We start from the raw sequence: 17,606 nt of genomic DNA on the forward strand, positions 1-17,606 counted from the left end.
TAAAAGCATCTGTTTTAAATTGTTTACTTGTTAATGATGTAAGGGGAAGGTGATGCATGACTCATTAACCATCGCGCTGTTGCAGGCGCGTGAAGCGGCGATGGGCTACTTCCGCCCGATAGTGAAGCGGCATAATCTGACCGAGCAGCAGTGGCGTATCGTCCGCGTGCTGGCCGAGCATCCCTCCATGGATTTTCACGATCTGGCGTTCCGCACCTGCATTTTGCGCCCAAGCCTGACCGGCATTCTGACGCGGATGGAGCGCGACGGTCTGGTGCTGCGCTTAAAGCCGGTGAATGACCAGCGCAAGCTGTACGTATCGCTGACGAAAGAAGGCAACGCGCTGTACCAGCGTGCTCAGGCTCAGGTGGAAGAGGCGTACCAGCAGATTGAGGCGGAATATACCCCGGAGAAGATGACGCAGCTCACGGCGCTGCTGGAAGAATTTATTGAACTTGGAAACCGACATATTGCCGCGCGGGACGAAGAGTAAAAACCCTAAATTCCAGGATGATTTTCGTAAAGTTTTCCCTTTCCAGGCCGAAAATTCTGTATCTGTCTGAGGAAAGAGAAAACATGTTAAATCGTATCAAGATTGTCACCAGCTTACTGCTGGTTTTAGCGATATTTGGCCTTTTACAACTCACATCCGGTGGTCTTTTCTTCAATGCCCTGAAGCATGACAAAGAGAATTTCACCATCCTGCAAACCATTCGCCAGCAACAATCCACCCTGAACGGTAGCTGGGTGGCGCTGCTGCAAACCCGTAACACTCTGAACCGCGCGGGTATCCGCTATATGATGGATCAGAACAATATCGGTAGCGGCTCAACCGTCGCCGAGCTGATGCAAATTGCCTCTGCGTCTCTGAAACAGGCGGAAAAAAACTGGGCGGATTACGAAGCGCTGCCGCGCGACCCGCGTCAGAGCGACGCTGCGGCACTGGAAATCAAACGTAATTACGATATCTACCACGGCGCGCTGGCCGAGCTGATCCAGCTGCTGGGGGCGGGCAAGATCAATGAGTTCTTCGACCAGCCGACCCAGAGCTATCAGGATGGCTTTGAGAAGCAGTACGTCACCTATCTGCAACAGAACGACGCGCTGTATCAGACCGCGGTTGAAGACAGCAACAGTTCTTACCGCCAGGCTATCTGGGTGCTGATTAGCGTGCTGGCTGCGGTGCTGGTGGTGATTGTTGCCGTCTGGCTGGGTATTCGTCAGGCGCTGATTTCGCCGCTGAACCGTCTGATTGACAGCATTCGTCATATCGCCAGCGGCGACCTGGTGAAGCGCATCGATGTGGAAGGCTCCAACGAGATGGGGGAACTGGCTGACTCCCTGCGCCACATGCAGGGCGAGCTGGTGCGTACCGTGGGTGACGTGCGTAACGGCGCAAACGCCATTTACAGCGGTGCGAGCGAAATCTCGATGGGCAATAACGATCTCTCATCCCGTACCGAACAGCAGGCTGCCTCTCTGGAAGAGACCGCCGCCAGCATGGAACAGCTGACTGCCACCGTGAAGCAGAACGCCGAGAACGCCCGTCAGGCGAGCAACCTGGCCCTGAGCGCGTCTGAAACCGCGCAGAAAGGCGGCAAGGTGGTGGATAACGTGGTGCAGACCATGCGCGATATCGCCGGCAGTTCGCAGAAAATCGCCGATATCATCAGCGTGATCGACGGGATTGCCTTCCAGACCAATATTCTGGCGCTGAACGCGGCGGTAGAAGCGGCGCGTGCGGGCGAGCAGGGCCGCGGCTTTGCGGTGGTTGCAGGTGAAGTCCGAAACCTGGCGCAGCGCAGCGCCCAGGCGGCCCGTGAGATCAAGAGTCTGATTGAAGACTCCGTGGGGCGCGTGGAAATTGGTTCAACGCTGGTGGAAAGCGCGGGTGAAACCATGGGTGAGATCGTGAATGCGGTAACGCGCGTGACGGACATCATGGGCGAAATCGCGTCTGCGTCTGACGAGCAGAGCCGCGGTATCGACCAGGTTGGGCTGGCGGTGGCTGAGATGGATCGCGTGACCCAGCAGAACGCCTCGCTGGTGGAAGAGTCTGCGGCGGCGGCCGCGGCACTGGAAGAGCAGGCGAGCCGTCTGACGCAGGCTGTTGCGGTGTTCCGTATTCAGCAGGAACAGATGAAGGCGCGCGAGTTCGCCTCCGCGAAAAGCGTTGCCGCTCCGGTAGTGGCGCGTAAACCGGCGACCGCAGATGCGGGCGATAACTGGGAAACGTTCTGACGCTGTGCGTTTTGCCGGGTGGCGGCTGCGCCTTACCCGGCCTGCGGAAATGGGTTTTGTAGGCCCGGTAAGCGCAACGCCACCGGGCGATCTTACAGAGGCAGGCGCATGGCGCAGCGGGAACCATACGCTAAACCGTGCGCCGTCTCTTCCTCGCGTTTCTGGCGCAGTTCCGGCGTCAGCGTCGTCAGCATTTCAAACCCTAATCGCCTGTAGAAGGGCGCATTCCACGGGACATCACGAAACGTCGTTAACGTCAGCGAGTTCAGCCCCAGACTGCGGGCATGCGCGGCGGCACGGGCGATTAACTGGCGTCCGAGACCTCGTCCCTGCCGGTCCAGGTGAACCGACAGTTCCACAATAAACAGTGACGATGGATGAGCTTCGGCGAGAATAAAGCCCACAGGCCTGTCGTCAGCCAGCGCCAGCCAGCTCAATCCGCGTCCGGCGTAACCGAGGTGATCTTCAACACAAATAACCTCATTGTCTGCCAGCCAGGCCAGCGCAGGAACGTCGCGAAACCGCTGCCCCGCCGCACGTTCGATGGCGGGCAGGGCAGCGACGTCGTCGATGCGCGTCGGGCGAAGGGTGAACGCCGTCATCAGCCAGCGCTGCTCACAATTTTAATCTCCACCATGCCGATCCCCAGCTTGCGCGGAGCGTGACCGAGAATATTCCCTTCGTTAGTGGACTGCGGATCGGGCGGCACAATGACCAGCGTATTGCTGCGCGTTGGGTTATCGAAGTGCAGCGTGCTGGTGGTGACATCATTGCTCAGCGTCAGCGTCTGTTCTTTATCGCCGACGCGCACCGGTATAGGGCGATTCGCGTTGGGACCAAATGCCCTGGCGGTGATCACCAGATCGAATTTCTCCGGCAGCGGATGGGTATATTCAATTTTCACCTCATCGCCTAACTGGGCGTTAGACCAGCGCCCCCATGATTCCGGCCGCGAAATACCGCTGAACTGCTTCACCTCTTCCGGCGCGCCGGCAACATTAAAGATGAAGCTGTCTGCTTTATAACGAATGTCGTTGTCGACGATTTTCAGCAGGTCAACGTTGCGCTGATAGCGTGCGGTATCAATAACCGTATCTTTAAACGCGGTTTTTCCCTGCCACTGCGGTTTGTCAACGTGTTGCACGGTCTGCTCGCCGCCGAGTTGCCCCTGAGAGACGCACCAGTCGGTGGACAGCGACAGCTGTTGCGACCAGAGCTGGCCCATTTTGTAGCATTTGTCGACCCAGACGAAATTATCGCGCGGGGCGAATTCCGCCAGCTGGAAGCGCAGTGGCGCGGAGTATTCGCTTTCCGGCAGCGGCTCGACGCGGTTATCCGACACGCGCAGCAGCAGTGGCAGGCGGAAATGGCTGCCGGAGAACGCGATCATTTTTTTATCTTGATCGATGGTGAAGTCTTTTATCTCTTTCGGGAAGTTCCACAGACGAATGATATCCGGCTTCCAGGCGAGGATTTTTTCCTTCATGTTGAGGAAGATTTCCGACAGGGACTGGCCCGACAGCGTACTGCGGCCCAGTCCAATGAAGTTATCGCCACCCAGAATATCCAGCACGGTAGCGCCGTTATCCATCGAGTTACGTTTAGCGGCAATGATCTCCTGCTGCGGTTTATCGCCGCGCAGCACAAAGAACAGGTTGCTGCGATCCAGCTTATTCAGCTCATCCCAGGCGCTGTTTTTCATCGCCAGATGGTCAGATGAGACGACGATGACCGTATTTTTGAAATACGGCGACGCTTTGATTTTTTCGATTAACGCCGCGATATGCTCCTGGCTACAGGTCACGGCGCTGAACGACTTGTTGTTTTTACCGTCAATGTCGTAGCCCTGACGTTTACAGGTGCGTGAGACAAAACCATCCGGATGATGCGTGTCGACGGTCAACGCAAACAGCGAGAAGCGTTTACCGGCGCGGGAAAGCTCCTCGAATTTCTTCCAGGTTTCATCCAGAACGGTATCGTCGTAAAAGCCCCAGTCGTTGCGGTAGGCCGGATCGGCCACCGTGGTTTTCAGCTCTTCGGAACCATACAAGTGATCGAAACCGTGGGATTTCAGGAACACATCTTTCCCGGCAAAGCGCAGGTTAGCGCCCTGCATAAAGTAGTTTTCATAGCCCGAGTTTTTCAGGATATCGCCGAGGCAAATGTTCTGCGGGAAGAAGCTCGACATCGAGGCGGAGGCGTTGCCTTCAAACGGAGCGAACAGCGGAATGCCGCACTGGGAGGCCACCATCCCGGCGATGGTGTAATCCGTGCCAGGGAGCTGCATGGTGTGGCTGAAGTCGAGGCCCTGGTTTTTCAGCGCGCCAAGCTCTGGCGTCAGGTTCGGGAAAGCATCGTTATCAAAATAGGTGCGCTCCAGACTTTCGCCGTAGATATAGACCAGGTTGAGTCTGGGATTGTCGATCTTCTTCGAGGGTTCTTTGTAATAGGCCGGAAAGTCCGGGTCGCCATCGCGCGACTGGGATTTTACCAGCTCGGTAATTTGATGGAATGCGGGGCTGGCATCCACGGAGGCCAGCGCCAGGCACAGCGCCAGCAGGCTGTAGCCATGATGATGCGGACGGTGACGGCGACGGCGCAGAACCCAGGCCAGCGCGGCGAAGATGCCCACCAGGGCGACCACCAGCCCCAGACCCGGAAGGATATACTTACCTACACCAGCGCCGGTCAGGCTGTTGGTCAACGTGTAGAGCACCGCGTCGTTAATACCGTCGCCGGTAAAATAATCGCTGGCATATAACGTAATGTTTAAAACAATAAAAATGCCGAGCACCACCAGGGTGGCCACAAACCACCAGGTGTGACGACCGGCTTTCCAGGCATAAACGCCGATGGAAGCCAGGAAAAGGACAAGGGACATTAACTCTGACAACAGCAGATCCTCATCATGCCGGACGCTTAGCCGGCTAATTGCTTATTTTTTGGGTAATACAATGTAATTGCGATGTCGCTTAGCTGCAATTTTAGTGTCACGAAAGTGTGCTGTTGTTAGGATTTGGTTTATAAAATCGGATTTTTGAATACAGTCGCATCGTGGTATACGGAGGCTGAGGTGGTGGCAGGGGATAAAAAAACGCACTTCACGCCGCGGTGTAAGACTAACGTAATAAACCCGGCGTGTTGTGGCAGAAAATGGGAGACGATCAGGAGAGGAAATTAACGCCTTGTTTCAGCACCAGATCGCAGGCTTTCGTTTTCACCTGTTTCGCCAGAGATGAATTTCCAAGGGTGCTGAGGTTCAGCTGCTGGCCATTTTGCGCGTTCAGCAGGCCCTGAATACCGTCCATATAGTTGGTGTCCGCTTTCTGCTCCTGGGTGTCCAGACCCAGTTTACCCAGCACCTGGTTTTTAATGTTTTCGGTATCGGTGACGGAAGCCAGTTTCTGCTTCGCGCAGTATTCCAGAATGCCCGCCGCATTGTTCATCGTGCCGGCGCTCAGGCTTTGGGAGCTGTTACTCAGCAGGCCGGTGAGGGACGAGGCTGACAGCCCGCCCTGGGAAGTGCCGCTCTCTTTGGTTAACTCACTTGCTGCGCTGGAGAGCGACTCCTGCCATGATGCGGCCTGCGCTGCGCCAGTCACCAGCAGGGTGCCAGTAAGGATGCTGATAAGAAACTGTTTTTTCATAATGATTTACTCAACAAGGTCCGTTTTGGGCCAGAAGTGGGTTCAGTATATACCTCTGCTCTTCCGGCGCTCCCTGGAAATATCTTAATACTCTTTGCCGGTGACGCGGCTGCGGTAGCTGTCCCAGTCGAAGATGACGTACAGGCTGTTACCCAGCTTCATGCGATCCATTACCCGCTCGCCAAGAAGTCGGGTCATCTCGTCGATATTGTGGTTCGTCAGCATACCTGTTGGGCGTTTTGACGACGAACGGCGATCGACAATCTGGTTGATGATCACTTTTTCGTAGCGGGACTCCGTCTGGACGCCGATCTCGTCGATGACCAGCAAATCCACGTTACTTAAATCATTCAGCAGCTGTTCTTCGCTGGTTTCGCGGTTGCTGAAGGTGTCCTTCATGGCGGACATAATATCGGCCACGGTGATAATCAGCACTGACTTCCCGCGCAGCAGCAGCTCGTTGCAGATAGCGGCCGCAAGGTGATTTTTCCCCGTGCCGGGTTTTCCGCTAAAGATGAAGCTGGCAATGTTGCCGTCAAATTCATCCACATACTGGCGCGCCTGGTTGAGGGCGTTCATCTGCCCCTGCGACTCGACCTTATAATTCTCGAAGGAGCAGTTCTGGTGCAGAGGGCGAATGCCAGAGCGGTTAAAGGTGCGCTGCATTTTCATCGCGCGGTTTTCGCGGGCGAGGGCAGCCGCGCGAATTTTACCCTGCTCTTTTTGCCACGCCAGCAGCTCTTCACCGGTGGTGAAGGCGGGCTTCACGTTGGCGGGCATCATCTTCTGCAAACGTTTCATCAGGTCGCCGACGTTTTTCATTTCGCACCTCGGAATCCATCAGGGATTTTTTTGTCCGGTTCTGAAAAGGCATTGATATCACGTTTTGGCTGGCCATTGTTGCTGGCGCGGTTGATTTGCAGACTGCGCGCGAACTTTTGCTGCCACTGAACATGGTGGAAGACTTTTCCTTCAGCCTGCCAGTAAGCGGTAAAGGCCGCCAGCTCTTCTGGCGTCGCGGGCTGCGCGAGGGCTATTCCCCATAAGGCCGCCTGCCGCTGAAAATCGGCGTCCGGCTGCCAACCGGCGTACATGGGAAATTTCCCCATTGGAACGGCCACCGGAGCGCTGGCGGGTTCGTCAAAAAACTGATTATCCAGCATGACATCGCTCGCCGGGCGCGACAGCTTCGCTTCAATTTCCAGAAGCTGCGCCAGACGTTCCGGCGTGACCGCATAAAACGCCGGGGCGTTGTCGGCAAATACCGCGAGCGTGCCGCCTTCGGCGTGCGTCAACACACCGCGAGGATCGCGCATAAAGGCATCAATGCCAGCAATGCTGGTGGTCAGGATTCTGGAGGACATAACACTTTCTCAACTGATTACTACGGGCGTGATTGAGGGTTATGGTAGCACAGAGAGAGGAGAGGAAAGGAGAGGATTTCCCCGGCGGCGTTACGCTTACCGGGGCTAAAATCACAGGAGCTAATTACGCGATGATGTTCAGCGTCACGTCGATATTGCCGCGCGTCGCGTTAGAGTACGGACAGACGATATGCGCCGCATCCACCAGTTTTTTGGCTTCCGCTGCGTCCATCCCTTCAATGTGGATGTTCAGCTTCGCTTCGATACCAAAACCGGTTGGCAGCGGGCCAATCCCCACTTCGCCTTCAATAAAGGCATCTTTTGGCAGAGCGAATTTGTCGCGTGCCGCAACGAACTTCATTGCGCCCAGGAAGCAGGCGGAGTAGCCCGCAGCGAACAGCTGTTCAGGGTTGGTTACTTCACCCCCCATGCCACCCATCTCTTTGGGGACACCCAGTTTGACATCCAGAACGCCATCGGAAGACGTTGCGCGGCCATCACGGCCTCCGGTTGCTTTGGCTTTGGCAGTGTAAACAACTTTTTCTAAAGACATGGCAGGTTCCTCATCTTACGTTTATATGCACTATTAAATAGCGCACGATGTATTAAGTTAAAATCAGGCTCGTAAAGTATAGCCTTACGCGCGATGAAGCTGTTGGCGCAAAAGTTCGAGCTGGTGCTTGAGCGCCAGCATGGTGTCGGTATCACACTGCGCTGCACAGCCCACGGCGTGGGGTATCGTCACGGCCTGCTGTTGCAGCGCCCGACCCGCGTCGCTCAGGGTGACGGCGACCTGACGCTCATCCTGACGGGAACGCTGGCGGAAGATTAATCCTGCACTTTCCAGGCGTTTCAGCAGGGGCGTCAGCGTGGCGGAATCCAGGAACAGCCGCTCGCCAATGTCTGATACCGTAATATCATCCTGCTCCCACAGCACCAGCATCACCAGGTATTGCGGGTAGGTCAGGTTAAGCGGCGCCAGCAGTTGCCGGTAGAGCTTGTTAAGCGCCAGATTTGCCGAATAGAGGGCAAAACAGAGCTGGTTATCCAGCAGAAGCGCGTTAGTGGTGTCGTTCATTTTTGCATCCATGAAATGAATATAAATAGTGCGCGATACAATTGCAAGCTATTTTATTATACGCGTGGACGTTTGCGGTAAAGCCATAAGCCGGGGATCGACAGGCCGATGGAGAGCGCGCCCACAATCGACGAGGCTTTAAGGAAGTTGCTCAGAAGCAGGATCATCTGCGGTTCGCTGTAGCCAAAGTGGCTGATTTTGACGGCGGAAATCATCGCCGTATAGGCTGAAATACCCGGGAACATAGGAATGACTGCCGCCACGGTGAACACCTTCGGATGCGCCAGATACCAGCGGGACCACTGAATACCGATGCTGCCGACCAGCATGGAGGCGATAAACGTCGACCATTCGATATTAAAGCCCGCGGTCATCATGATCATACGTGAGCCGTGGCCAATGGCACCCAGCAGCGCACACCAGGGTAATGCACGCTGCGGGACGTTAAACACCATCGCAAAGCCAACGGCGGGAAGGGCTGCCAGGAGCATGTCCTGCGCCAGTGCGAGCAGAAAATCGATCACGCCCATCCGCGTAACCCCCAGAGTGTCATGGCCATTACCACCCCGATACAGGTCGCTAGCGTCAGCAGGCTGGCTATCGCCCAGCGCGCCAGACCGGTGTTGATGTGGCCTTTGAACATATCAGCGACGGCATTGATTAAGGGAAAACCCGGCACCAGCAGCAATACGCTGGCGGCCATCGCAACAGTAGGCGTGCTGGCGAAGTAAGGCTGGCGCAAAAGCAGGCCGGATACGGTTGTCGCCACAAATGCCGTGATGCAGAAGTTAATTTGCGGATGCAGTTGCCTGTGCGTCAACAACTGGCGGACATACATCGCGATGCTGCTGGCAAAGAAGGTCACGACAGCGCCGTCCCAGCCGCCCGCGTTGAGCTTGCAGAAGCAGGCGCAGGAGAGTCCCACCATCAGCACAACCAGCCAGCGTGGATACCGGAGAGGTTTGATCTGGTTGAAGCGTTTCTCTATTTCCCGCAGATCGAGCAGCCTGTGTTCAGCAAGGATCACAATGTGCTGCACTTCCGTCACGACGTGCATGTTAATGCCGCGGTCATGATTTTTACGAGTGGAGGTGAGGCACTGTCCGTCTTTAATGGTGGTCAGTACAATGGCATTTGATGAGATGGAGCTCTCAACGCTGTCCATCCCCAGCGCCAGACCAAGGCGTGTGGAAAGTTCTTCGACGAGGGCGCTTTCTGCCCCGTGTTGTAAGAGAAAAAGTCCGCACTGAATACATAGCCGCGTGGTAGCACGTTGCGTAGACCGATCTGCCTGCATGAAACGCCCTGAAGAGAAGAGAGATTGCTTACTTTTAACACAAAGGGCAGGGCCCTTTGCGCTGGGCCAGATCAACATTTGTGCGATCAGTTGCGTGTCCAGCATGGCGAAGAGGTCGTATCTTTATTTATTTAATGAATATGTGACGAGAATTAATAAAAAAAATATATTAAGTATTTCTAATTTCATATTTTCGATCTTTTCACACAACCAGAATCAAATTCTTGTAGTCTTTATGCGATATTAAGACTGTATTGGGCGTTTCATAACCCATGTGACATTTCTTCTGGTTTACGAATATTAAGCCGTTTTGTACTAAGGAATACAAACGTGTTTAACCTCGTAGGGTTAGTTCGTTCTTAAATAATGAATTCATGACATGGAGGGTCTATGTTGCCATTGAATGGTAAACACGGAGTTGTGATTAGCAGAGTGCCGGTTATGCAAAATGGGTTAGGTGGCGTCATGTCGCGTCATTTTCCCGATTTTGAGATAACGTACTGCCGTTCGATGCAGGAGTTGACGCTACTTCAGTTGCGTCGCGCCGGGGTCGTTATTGCCGATATTTCGGGTGAGTATCGTAATCCTCGCGGCACGCTTGAGCAGTATTATGGATTAATGAATCAGTATCGGGATATTCACTGGATATTCCTTGTCTCGCGTCCTCTTTATCCGCTTGCAGTAGAGCTTCTTATGCGTCCGGAAAGCACGCTGCTTTCAGATATGGAGCCTATTGAAGGCGTCATTAACGCTATTCGCGCGGGCAGTGAACGTGCCGAGCGAATAAGCCAGACGTTATTAATACCGGAAACGCCCGATATTGAAGAGGAGAGTGAGCAAATGATTGCACTCACTCACTCTGAACGCAAGGTGTTGCGTTTACTCGGTAAAGGTTGGGGAATCAACCAAATTGCCACACTACTGAATAAAAGTAATAAAACGATCAGCGCACAGAAAAACAGTGCAATGCGTCGCTTATCACTTCGCAGTAATGCCGATATGTACGCGTGGATAAGCAGTACCCAGGGAATGCGAGAACTCAGTTTAATGTCGGCTTATGGAGAGTTTGAGGAATGGAAAAGACCACTGCAACAAGACATATCGCCGTCATCGAAAGCTGCTCAATGAGCGCTGTGGGGTTGAAGCATCTCTTTGCGATGCCCAGCCTGAGCCATTACCAGGTGCACCTGTTTAGCAGATTCGCCAGCTTTAAAGCGGCGCTCTCGGATATCTCATTCTATGCGGTTATCTATTCACTGTCTGATGAGCGTGAGGAGCGGAGAAACTGTCTTGCCTGTTTACGGGATCTCACCTTCACCCACAGCGACGTCCAGCGTATTGTGCTGGCCTCTGACGAAATGGAGGCGAGGCTGGTCAGCCATCTTTCGCCTTCTCGCTTGCATGGAATCATCAGTAAATCGGTTCCGCTAAAGCAGCTAATGGAGGGCCTGAAGACATTACTCAGCGAAACGCATCAGGTGAACGACAACATGTACAATCACTGGTGTGTTAGCAATCGTATGTTAAGCCCAACCGAGAGGGCGATTCTGCGTTATATGTCATCGGGTTTTTCGATCCCTGAAATTGCAGCACAGCTTGAACGCAATATTAAAACTATCCGGGCGCATAAGTTTAACGCCATGGTAAAGCTGGGCGTCAATTCTGACGTGGGATTACTGGATGCGGCGGATATCCTGGCGCATCTCCCTGCCCGGGAAGTTCGTCGTTCCGCTCTCACCGTTCCTTCATTCTCTTAGCGTTAAATGATGCGCCAGAGTGCTTCTGGCGCATCGTTCAAATGCACACATCTACCCATTTTGCTGCGGTCAGTTCCGCCATTCTGTCGGGCGATATACGCACCGCACTGTGGATGGCGCCCGCTGCGGGTAACACTTCCGCGTATTGTTTTAATGTGATGTCACAGTAAACAGAAAGCGGGTTTTCCAGTCCGAAAGGGCAGACGCCGCCAACAGGATGACCTGTCAGGGTGACTACCTCATCGCTGCTGAGCATGCGGGCTTTTGCGCCGAATGTCTCTTTAAGCTTTTTGTTATCCAGACGCGCATCGCCTTTTGCAACCACCAGAATCACGTCATTTTTAATTTTTAGTGACAGCGTTTTGGCAATTTGGCCGGGTTCAACGTTGTGCGCGGCAGCAGCAAGGGCAACAGTCGCTGTGCTTTGGTTAAGCTCAATGATCTCTATATCCGGAGCGTGTTCGGCAAAAAACTGTTGTACAGACTGCAAACTCATTGATTCCTCCTGACAAATATCCTGCGTAATCTGTCATAAGAATTTAGTCGCTGTAAATATCCCTTAAGTAACAAATATCCGTCTGGGGCGATTTCTGGATCGCCTTCACATTCACAGAAACCGGTTACAGTAACCGGTTGCAGAGCGTGATGCAGAGATTAATACTGAGTGTGTAACTTCCCCTGTATCTAATAATAAGAGCTAATTATGAAACCATTCCGTTTGAGCAGTACCGCAGGTACACGATCCGGCAAGGTTGTGACGCTGATGTATGGAACAACGTGTGACGTGAGAACGTCCGAAACGAACGTATGACAGGAGATCTGCTATGTCTGCCAACCATGCTGCATTTAATCTGATTTTCCGCTTCGTTGAAAATTATGTTAGCCCTATTGCCGGGCGCATCTCTTCCCAGCGTCACGTTATGGCTATTCGTGACGGGTTTATCTCAGCGATGCCGTTTATGATTGTGGGCTCGTTTCTGTTAGTGTTCGCTTACCCACCTTTTTCGCCTGATACCACCTGGGGTTTTGCTCGCGCCTGGCTGGATATGGCGAAGCAGTTTGAAGGCCAAATTCTGACGCCGTTTGATATGACAATGGGGGTGATGTCCCTTTATATCTGTGCGGCTATTGCCTACAACCTGGGCAAACATTACGTTAAAACCCATCAGCTGGATCCGTTCATGTGCGCGATGCTGTCGCTGATGGCGTTCCTGCTGGTCGCCGCCCCTAAAACCAAAGGCGCTTTGCCGGTCGATAGCCTGGGAGGGACCGGTATTTTCACCGCGATTCTGGTGGCGATCTATTGCGTTGAGATGATGCGTTTCCTGAAAGCACACAATATCGGGATCCGCCTGCCAGACCAGGTTCCGCCGATGATCAAAAACTCGTTTGATCTGCTGATCCCGGTGCTGGTGGTGGTGCTGACGCTCTATCCGCTGAGTCTGCTGATCCAGTCGCAGTTCGGTATGCTGATCCCACAGGCCATCATGTCGATATTCAAACCGCTGGTCTCTGCGGCTGACTCGCTGCCTGCGATCCTGCTGGCGGTGCTGATTGGCCACCTGCTGTGGTTTGCCGGGATCCACGGCGCGGCGATTGTCTCCGGGATGCTGCAAATGTTCTGGCTGACGAACCTGGGGGCGAACCAGACCGCGCTGGCGGCAAGCCAGCCTTTGCCACACATCTTTATGGAAGCCTTCTGGACGTTCTTTATCGTTATCGGCGGATCGGGGGCGACGATGGGTCTGGTGTTCTGCTATCTGCGTAGCCGCTCCGCGCACCTGCGCTCTATTGGACGTCTGAGCGTGGTGCCAAGCATTTTCAATATCAATGAGCCGGTGATTTTCGGTACGCCGATTGTGATGAACCCGGTGTTCTTTATTCCTTTCCTGCTGGCGCCGATGGTTAATGCCGTGCTGGCATGGGCAGCGATGAAGTTTGATCTGATTGGCCGCGTGATTTCCGTCGTGCCGTGGACGGCACCGGCTCCGGTTGGTGCCGCCTGGGCGCTGGGCTGGGATTTCCGTGCAGCCATTCTGGTGCTGGTTTTGGCCTGCGTTTCCGCGATTATCTATTTCCCGTTCTTCAAGGTGTACGAGAAACAGTTGCTTCAGCAGGAAGCGGAAGAAGCACAGCGTAATGGAGAAGAGGAAAATGAGCAGGTCGCTTAGGTAAAAGCAAAACGGCAACGCAGGTTGCCGTTTTTAGTGTTTGTTCTCTCTCACTGCGGGTATCAGGCCGGGCCAGACTACTTAAGCGTGCAATCGCCGCACTGCTGGACGTCCGGCAGACGGTAGCGCTGACAGCAGGTACGACGTACCAGAAGTCCCTCACGCGGAACCACGGTGCGGTAAAGAGGGTTATCCCGTCCATCCGATAGCTGTCTGGCAAAGAAACAGCTCTGACGCAGTGCATCCACTTTCTCGTCGCAGAGCAGCGGCTTCATTTCCGTTAAATACCAGTGGATAAGATACCCGGTATTACTCCAGATCAGTTTGCCGTTAATCTCTCCCGTCGCTTCCAGCGCATCAATGACCGGAACCAGCGCTCTTGTAATCAGCCGTTCCATACGCGCCTGCGCTGACAGGTGTCTCGCGCTCGGATCTTCATGTACATCAATCCAGAAACAGGCAGCGCGCCCGGTTTCATGAAATTCAACATGGAAATGTTCCGACGAGAGATCGAGCATCGTTTCCTGGGTAAGCAGGGCTAGCATGACGGGCGGCACCATCAGCCCGATATACCACTGTGCCCAGAGGGATAACAGCGGTTTATTTTCCCGCGTCAGGGTAGGTTGGTTACGATAAATATGGTCGGAATAGGTTGCCAGCAGCGACCGCAGCTCGGCAGGACGTTGCCACTCAGTCAGCGTCAGCGCATGATGCGGCGGTGCTTCATCCAGTTTGATGAAATCCAGCAGATGGGCGCGCGTTACGGCAATTTTTTCCCGAATGGCATCCGCAAGCGTCGTTTCCCCGGCGGAGAGTGGAGCTCGCCAGAGCAGGGGCTCAACGATGTGTGCGGTACGAGTCGCCATAGTGTGGATTACAAATCTAAATGATAATGATTGCCAATCCTAACTATAGATAAAACCAAGCGCAAGCGTTTTATCCTGGCGCTGTGAAGGCGGTTTCAGGCAGTATGAAGCTCTTCGCTCAGCAGAATGCTGTTACGTCCCATATGCTTGGCTTCATAGAGGGCTTTATCCGCTTTCGCCAGCGCGCCCTCAACGTCTTCACCTTCGAACATGGCGATGCCGATGCTGATGGTCACGTTAGTGGCGACGCTTTCGTTAAACATATGGGGGATTTTAAGATCGTAAACCTTCTGACGTATGCGTTCAGCCGTCTGGCGCGCTTGCTCCAGCGGGATGTTACTCAACAGCACCATAAATTCTTCCCCGCCAAACCGGGCGACAACATCGCGTGAGCGCACGGCGTCGCGTATCGCAGCCGAGACCCTGATCAAGGCCTGATCGCCCATCATATGGCCGTAATGGTCGTTGTAGGCTTTGAAGTGGTCGATATCCATCAGCAGCACGAAGTGCTCGCCAGCGTCAGGCCTGGGAAGGTTCTCCAGCCGGCTTTGCAGCCCGCGACGGTTATACAGGCCGGTGAGCGGGTCCATCATGCTAAGATCGGTCAGGGTTTCGCGCTCCTCCAGCAGTTCGGAAAGCAGCTCCTGGGCGAAACGGTCATTGCGCCGCTGAAGAACATGATGGATACCAATGGCGACCACCGGCAGCGCGAAAAAATAGGCCATTCTCAGCCAGTTTTCGGACGGGCTAAGCCACAGGCAGGATATAAAGGCGGGAAATGAATGTAACGTAAAGGCTTTAATATTACTCGCGAACGCCAGAGACCCTATAAAAAGCACTGTTAATAGCGCCATCATTAAATAGGTCGCGTGATCGTGCGTGATTAACAGAAATTTAGAGACGATCTGCCAGGCCCATAAAAGACCAAAAATAGCTGAAACAACAGGGATATTTATTTTTCGCGTGCTGTTTTTCCAGTGCCAGATAAGTAAGCCTGTGCTGATAGTCAGTACGGCAAAGAGCGGGACTGATAACACACGCACGGAATAGAGAGGATTTGTTACCGAGAACAATGCTGATGCGGCGTTCAGAAATAAAAACAAACGTAAAGATAGCTGATATTTCTTGTTGACTAAAGACAGCCAGGATTGTGATGTCATATGCGTGCGTTTTTATTAAAACTCAATTAAAACAATGAGCAAGGTGTTGTTGTGTAATATTGGTCGCTACAAAATTGAATTTTTATTATCAGAAAAACTTTATCGGAAGTTAACAGGTGGGCAATTTATCACCTTACACATTCTCTGTCATTATGGGAAAGCAATTGCTGGCGCAATTTCTTACGTCGCCTGCTGACAAGTGATAATTACTATCATATGATACTGGTTATCATTATCAGTGCGAGAGGTGAAACCATGTTGAGCAAAGCGCTGGGAAGTGGGTGGGGAATATTACTGCCTGGTTCCATTATCGGTGGGCTGATGTTTACCGATCTCCCCATTGATGTCTGGAAAGCAATGATTGTTTCAGGCTTGCTGGTGACATCCGCGATGATCTGGCACAAACAGTTACGGCATTATGTCCTGCTGCCTTCATGCGTGGCGCTAATCAGTGGACTGCTTGTGATTCTGATGCGTTTGAAATAAAAGAGAAAAATAAGAGGGACTTCTGAGAAGATGTAAGATAATTGGTGCGAGGGGGGGGACTTGAACCCCCACGTCCGTAAGGACACTAACACCTGAAGCTAGCGCGTCTACCAATTCCGCCACCTTCGCACAGTCATCTTACTGGTTTGATATCGCCTCGTTGGTGCGAGGGGGGGGACTCGAACCCCCACATCCTAAGGACACTAACACCTGAAGCTAGCGCGTCTACCAATTCCGCCACCTTCGCCCAGTGCGAGCAATATCAACGTGATTTATGGTGCGAGGGGGGGGACTTGAACCCCCACGTCCGTAAGGACACTAACACCTGAAGCTAGCGCGTCTACCAATTCCGCCACCTTCGCATACCATCGACACTGTAAAAGTATCGTAACCACGGAGGCGCATTCTAGATGTTTTCAGCTTTACGTCAACAGAAAATTGCGCACGTTGTTTTGATTGCTGCAAAATTGGGCGATGGCAGCGTCAGCCATCGCCGGACCGGGGGGTTACTTTTTCGCCTGGCGCGTCATCACGGTGCGATAGACCTTAAAGCGGCCCGTCTGGGCGATCACTTCGTGGAAGCCAAAGGTTTCATCCAGCACTTTCGGGTATGCGAGGAAGGCGTTCGCCACAATACGCAGCTCACCGCCGCTGTTGAGGTGACGGGTTGCGCCACGGATCAGCGTTTGCGCCGCTTCAAGGCTGGTCTCCATTCCGTCGTGGAACGGCGGGTTAGAGATGATCATGTCAAAGCGACCGGTCACATCGGAGAAGACGTTGCTGGCAATCACGTCACCTTCAATGCCATTCGCAGCAAGCGTGGCGCGGCTGGCTTCTACCGCCGGAGCGCTCACGTCACACAGGGTTAAACGCACTTTTGGTGAGTGACTGGCGAGAACCGATGACAGCACGCCCGCGCCACAGCCGACGTCCAGCACTTTGCCCTTGGTATGAGGCGTCAGGGTGGACAGCAGCAGCTTACTGCCCGTATCGAGCGCATCACGGCTGAACACGCCCGGCAGGGTTTTAATGGTCAGGCCTTCAAGCTGGTACTCGTCCCAGAAGGCGTCGGCATCGAAGGTGGTCTGTTTTTCCAGACGACCATGGTACAGGCCGCAGCGACGGGCGCTGTCGATTTTCGTCAGCGGCGCCCAGGCTTCGAGCATCTGTTCTGCGCTACGCACCCCGCTGCGGTTTTCACCGACAACAAAAATATCGCAGCCGACCGGTAGCAGAGAAAGCAGGTTCATCAGCTGGAACTGGGCTTCCGGCTTGTTTTTTGGCCAGTAGTAAATGAGCGTATCGCAGTCAGCAATATCGCTCTGCTCCGCCGCCAGGCTAAAGCGCGCGCGCTCGCCCATCTGACGGCTCAGCACCTGCCAGTGGTGATAGTACTGGGTGTGGGCACGGCTTTCAGCACAGTCGAAACGTGCGGGCAGGTCATCCTGCATATCTCCGGCAAACAGAATACGGCTCTCTTCGAAATCATCACTGTGACGCAGCAAGACTTCACTTGCCGGGGTAAATGCAGACATGAAT

The 17,606-nt window shown here is 53.7% G+C and carries 19 protein-coding genes and 3 tRNA genes; 6 read left to right on the plus strand and 16 right to left on the minus strand.

Translation table 11 applies throughout. The annotated features are described in order from the left end of the window. Nucleotides 1–52 precede the first annotated feature (52 nt). Together hpaR and tsr are read left to right on the plus strand one after the other, a co-directional pair. The gene (gene hpaR, locus BFV63_RS03020) at nt 53–493 is read left to right on the plus strand and encodes a homoprotocatechuate degradation operon regulator HpaR (protein WP_003856591.1); all 441 of its coding nucleotides are present in this window, start codon (nt 53–55) and stop codon (nt 491–493) included. Between the two features lie 83 nt (nt 494–576). Continuing rightward, complete coding sequence (gene tsr / locus BFV63_RS03025) at nt 577–2,241, plus strand: methyl-accepting chemotaxis protein (RefSeq protein WP_003856589.1); 1,665 nt, start codon at nt 577–579, stop codon at nt 2,239–2,241. A 92-nt stretch (nt 2,242–2,333) separates the two neighbouring features. On the opposite strand, the gene BFV63_RS03030 is transcribed toward tsr, so the two are convergent. The 9 genes from BFV63_RS03030 to BFV63_RS03070 all read right to left on the minus strand — a co-directional run bounded on the left by BFV63_RS03030 (nt 2,334) and on the right by BFV63_RS03070 (nt 9,627). Further along, a complete protein-coding gene (locus tag BFV63_RS03030; RefSeq protein WP_048241423.1) occupies nt 2,334–2,843 on the minus strand; it encodes a GNAT family N-acetyltransferase in 510 nt (169 codons plus the stop codon). Then, complete coding sequence (opgB, locus tag BFV63_RS03035; RefSeq protein ID WP_003856585.1) at nt 2,843–5,134, minus strand: phosphatidylglycerol--membrane-oligosaccharide glycerophosphotransferase; 2,292 nt, start codon at nt 5,132–5,134, stop codon at nt 2,843–2,845. The genes BFV63_RS03030 and opgB overlap by 1 nt, the downstream gene beginning before the upstream one ends. A gap of 271 nt (nt 5,135–5,405) precedes the next feature. After that, complete coding sequence (locus BFV63_RS03040; protein WP_003856582.1) at nt 5,406–5,888, minus strand: YjjA family protein; 483 nt, start codon at nt 5,886–5,888, stop codon at nt 5,406–5,408. 84 nt (nt 5,889–5,972) lie between these two features. After that, nucleotides 5,973–6,710, minus strand: coding sequence for a replicative helicase loader DnaC (gene dnaC / locus BFV63_RS03045; protein WP_003856580.1), 738 nt, complete (start codon nt 6,708–6,710; stop codon nt 5,973–5,975). Beyond that, on the minus strand, nt 6,707–7,252 hold the full coding sequence (gene dnaT / locus BFV63_RS03050) for a primosomal protein DnaT (RefSeq protein ID WP_003856579.1): 546 nt from the start codon (nt 7,250–7,252) through the stop codon (nt 6,707–6,709). The genes dnaC and dnaT overlap by 4 nt, the downstream gene beginning before the upstream one ends. A 124-nt stretch (nt 7,253–7,376) precedes the next feature. Continuing rightward, complete coding sequence (locus tag BFV63_RS03055; RefSeq protein WP_048241421.1) at nt 7,377–7,805, minus strand: organic hydroperoxide resistance protein; 429 nt, start codon at nt 7,803–7,805, stop codon at nt 7,377–7,379. A gap of 84 nt (nt 7,806–7,889) precedes the next feature. Next, the gene (locus BFV63_RS03060; protein ID WP_032608457.1) at nt 7,890–8,342 is read right to left on the minus strand and encodes a MarR family winged helix-turn-helix transcriptional regulator; all 453 of its coding nucleotides are present in this window, start codon (nt 8,340–8,342) and stop codon (nt 7,890–7,892) included. A 44-nt stretch (nt 8,343–8,386) separates the two neighbouring features. After that, the gene (locus BFV63_RS03065; protein WP_003856576.1) at nt 8,387–8,860 is read right to left on the minus strand and encodes a threonine/serine exporter; all 474 of its coding nucleotides are present in this window, start codon (nt 8,858–8,860) and stop codon (nt 8,387–8,389) included. Further along, nucleotides 8,851–9,627, minus strand: a complete 777-nt coding sequence (locus BFV63_RS03070; protein WP_003856575.1) for a threonine/serine exporter family protein — start codon at nt 9,625–9,627, stop codon at nt 8,851–8,853. Before BFV63_RS03070 ends, BFV63_RS03065 begins: the two co-directional genes overlap by 10 nt. A 390-nt stretch (nt 9,628–10,017) precedes the next feature. On the opposite strand from BFV63_RS03070, the gene BFV63_RS03075 reads away from it, so the two are divergent. Both BFV63_RS03075 and bglJ read left to right on the plus strand, forming a co-directional pair. Then, on the plus strand, nt 10,018–10,755 hold the full coding sequence (locus BFV63_RS03075; RefSeq protein WP_003856574.1) for a helix-turn-helix transcriptional regulator: 738 nt from the start codon (nt 10,018–10,020) through the stop codon (nt 10,753–10,755). Beyond that, nucleotides 10,752–11,384, plus strand: coding sequence for a DNA-binding transcriptional activator BglJ (bglJ, locus tag BFV63_RS03080; protein WP_003856573.1), 633 nt, complete (start codon nt 10,752–10,754; stop codon nt 11,382–11,384). The genes BFV63_RS03075 and bglJ overlap by 4 nt, the downstream gene beginning before the upstream one ends. A 37-nt stretch (nt 11,385–11,421) precedes the next feature. Here the strand turns inward: bglJ and BFV63_RS03085 are convergent, their stop codons facing one another. Further along, complete coding sequence (locus BFV63_RS03085) at nt 11,422–11,880, minus strand: YbaK/EbsC family protein (RefSeq protein WP_003856572.1); 459 nt, start codon at nt 11,878–11,880, stop codon at nt 11,422–11,424. Between the two features lie 328 nt (nt 11,881–12,208). Between BFV63_RS03085 and BFV63_RS03090 the strand changes: the two genes are divergently transcribed. Further along, a complete protein-coding gene (locus BFV63_RS03090; RefSeq protein ID WP_023324119.1) occupies nt 12,209–13,555 on the plus strand; it encodes a PTS sugar transporter subunit IIC in 1,347 nt (448 codons plus the stop codon). 77 nt (nt 13,556–13,632) lie between these two features. Here BFV63_RS03090 and fhuF read toward each other — a convergent pair whose 3' ends face one another. Beyond that, complete coding sequence (gene fhuF / locus BFV63_RS03095) at nt 13,633–14,421, minus strand: siderophore-iron reductase FhuF (protein WP_069597451.1); 789 nt, start codon at nt 14,419–14,421, stop codon at nt 13,633–13,635. A gap of 95 nt (nt 14,422–14,516) precedes the next feature. Then, a complete protein-coding gene (locus BFV63_RS03100; RefSeq protein ID WP_003856569.1) occupies nt 14,517–15,581 on the minus strand; it encodes a GGDEF domain-containing protein in 1,065 nt (354 codons plus the stop codon). Nucleotides 15,582–15,797: 216 nt separating this feature from the next. Here BFV63_RS03100 and BFV63_RS03105 point away from each other — a divergent pair, with 216 nt between their 5' ends. Next, complete coding sequence (locus BFV63_RS03105) at nt 15,798–16,067, plus strand: DUF1435 domain-containing protein (RefSeq protein WP_069597452.1); 270 nt, start codon at nt 15,798–15,800, stop codon at nt 16,065–16,067. Between the two features lie 42 nt (nt 16,068–16,109). Here BFV63_RS03105 and BFV63_RS03110 read toward each other — a convergent pair. From BFV63_RS03110 to rsmC, 4 genes are all read right to left on the minus strand, one after another. Continuing rightward, nucleotides 16,110–16,196 (minus strand) — tRNA-Leu (locus BFV63_RS03110). A gap of 32 nt (nt 16,197–16,228) precedes the next feature. Beyond that, nucleotides 16,229–16,314, minus strand: a tRNA-Leu gene (locus BFV63_RS03115). Nucleotides 16,315–16,342: 28 nt separating this feature from the next. Then, nucleotides 16,343–16,429, minus strand: a tRNA-Leu gene (locus tag BFV63_RS03120). A gap of 144 nt (nt 16,430–16,573) precedes the next feature. Next, the gene (gene rsmC, locus BFV63_RS03125) at nt 16,574–17,602 is read right to left on the minus strand and encodes a 16S rRNA (guanine(1207)-N(2))-methyltransferase RsmC (protein WP_003856567.1); all 1,029 of its coding nucleotides are present in this window, start codon (nt 17,600–17,602) and stop codon (nt 16,574–16,576) included. Nucleotides 17,603–17,606 lie beyond the last annotated feature (4 nt).

The sequence above is a fragment of the Enterobacter hormaechei subsp. xiangfangensis genome (assembly GCF_001729785.1).
Taxonomy (GTDB): domain Bacteria; phylum Pseudomonadota; class Gammaproteobacteria; order Enterobacterales; family Enterobacteriaceae; genus Enterobacter; species Enterobacter hormaechei_C.

Excerpts from the sequence above, each read along its gene's own strand:
- BFV63_RS03055 (WP_048241421.1), bottom strand. The coding sequence starts at position 7,805 with ATGTCTTTAGAAAAAGTTGTTTACACTGCCAAAGCCAAAGCAACCGGA.
- BFV63_RS03040 (WP_003856582.1), bottom strand. The coding sequence starts at position 5,888 with ATGAAAAAACAGTTTCTTATCAGCATCCTTACTGGCACCCTGCTGGTG.
- BFV63_RS03105 (WP_069597452.1), top strand. The coding sequence starts at position 15,798 with ATGATACTGGTTATCATTATCAGTGCGAGAGGTGAAACCATGTTGAGC.
- BFV63_RS03085 (WP_003856572.1), bottom strand. The coding sequence starts at position 11,880 with ATGAGTTTGCAGTCTGTACAACAGTTTTTTGCCGAACACGCTCCGGAT.
- tsr (WP_003856589.1), top strand. The coding sequence starts at position 577 with ATGTTAAATCGTATCAAGATTGTCACCAGCTTACTGCTGGTTTTAGCG.
- dnaT (WP_003856579.1), bottom strand. The coding sequence starts at position 7,252 with ATGTCCTCCAGAATCCTGACCACCAGCATTGCTGGCATTGATGCCTTT.
- BFV63_RS03065 (WP_003856576.1), bottom strand. The coding sequence starts at position 8,860 with ATGGGCGTGATCGATTTTCTGCTCGCACTGGCGCAGGACATGCTCCTG.
- BFV63_RS03100 (WP_003856569.1), bottom strand. The coding sequence starts at position 15,581 with ATGACATCACAATCCTGGCTGTCTTTAGTCAACAAGAAATATCAGCTA.
- dnaC (WP_003856580.1), bottom strand. The coding sequence starts at position 6,710 with ATGAAAAACGTCGGCGACCTGATGAAACGTTTGCAGAAGATGATGCCC.
- hpaR (WP_003856591.1), top strand. The coding sequence starts at position 53 with ATGCATGACTCATTAACCATCGCGCTGTTGCAGGCGCGTGAAGCGGCG.
- fhuF (WP_069597451.1), bottom strand. The coding sequence starts at position 14,421 with ATGGCGACTCGTACCGCACACATCGTTGAGCCCCTGCTCTGGCGAGCT.
- BFV63_RS03075 (WP_003856574.1), top strand. The coding sequence starts at position 10,018 with ATGTTGCCATTGAATGGTAAACACGGAGTTGTGATTAGCAGAGTGCCG.
- BFV63_RS03030 (WP_048241423.1), bottom strand. The coding sequence starts at position 2,843 with ATGACGGCGTTCACCCTTCGCCCGACGCGCATCGACGACGTCGCTGCC.
- bglJ (WP_003856573.1), top strand. The coding sequence starts at position 10,752 with ATGAGCGCTGTGGGGTTGAAGCATCTCTTTGCGATGCCCAGCCTGAGC.
- rsmC (WP_003856567.1), bottom strand. The coding sequence starts at position 17,602 with ATGTCTGCATTTACCCCGGCAAGTGAAGTCTTGCTGCGTCACAGTGAT.
- BFV63_RS03060 (WP_032608457.1), bottom strand. The coding sequence starts at position 8,342 with ATGGATGCAAAAATGAACGACACCACTAACGCGCTTCTGCTGGATAAC.
- BFV63_RS03090 (WP_023324119.1), top strand. The coding sequence starts at position 12,209 with ATGTCTGCCAACCATGCTGCATTTAATCTGATTTTCCGCTTCGTTGAA.
- BFV63_RS03070 (WP_003856575.1), bottom strand. The coding sequence starts at position 9,627 with ATGCAGGCAGATCGGTCTACGCAACGTGCTACCACGCGGCTATGTATT.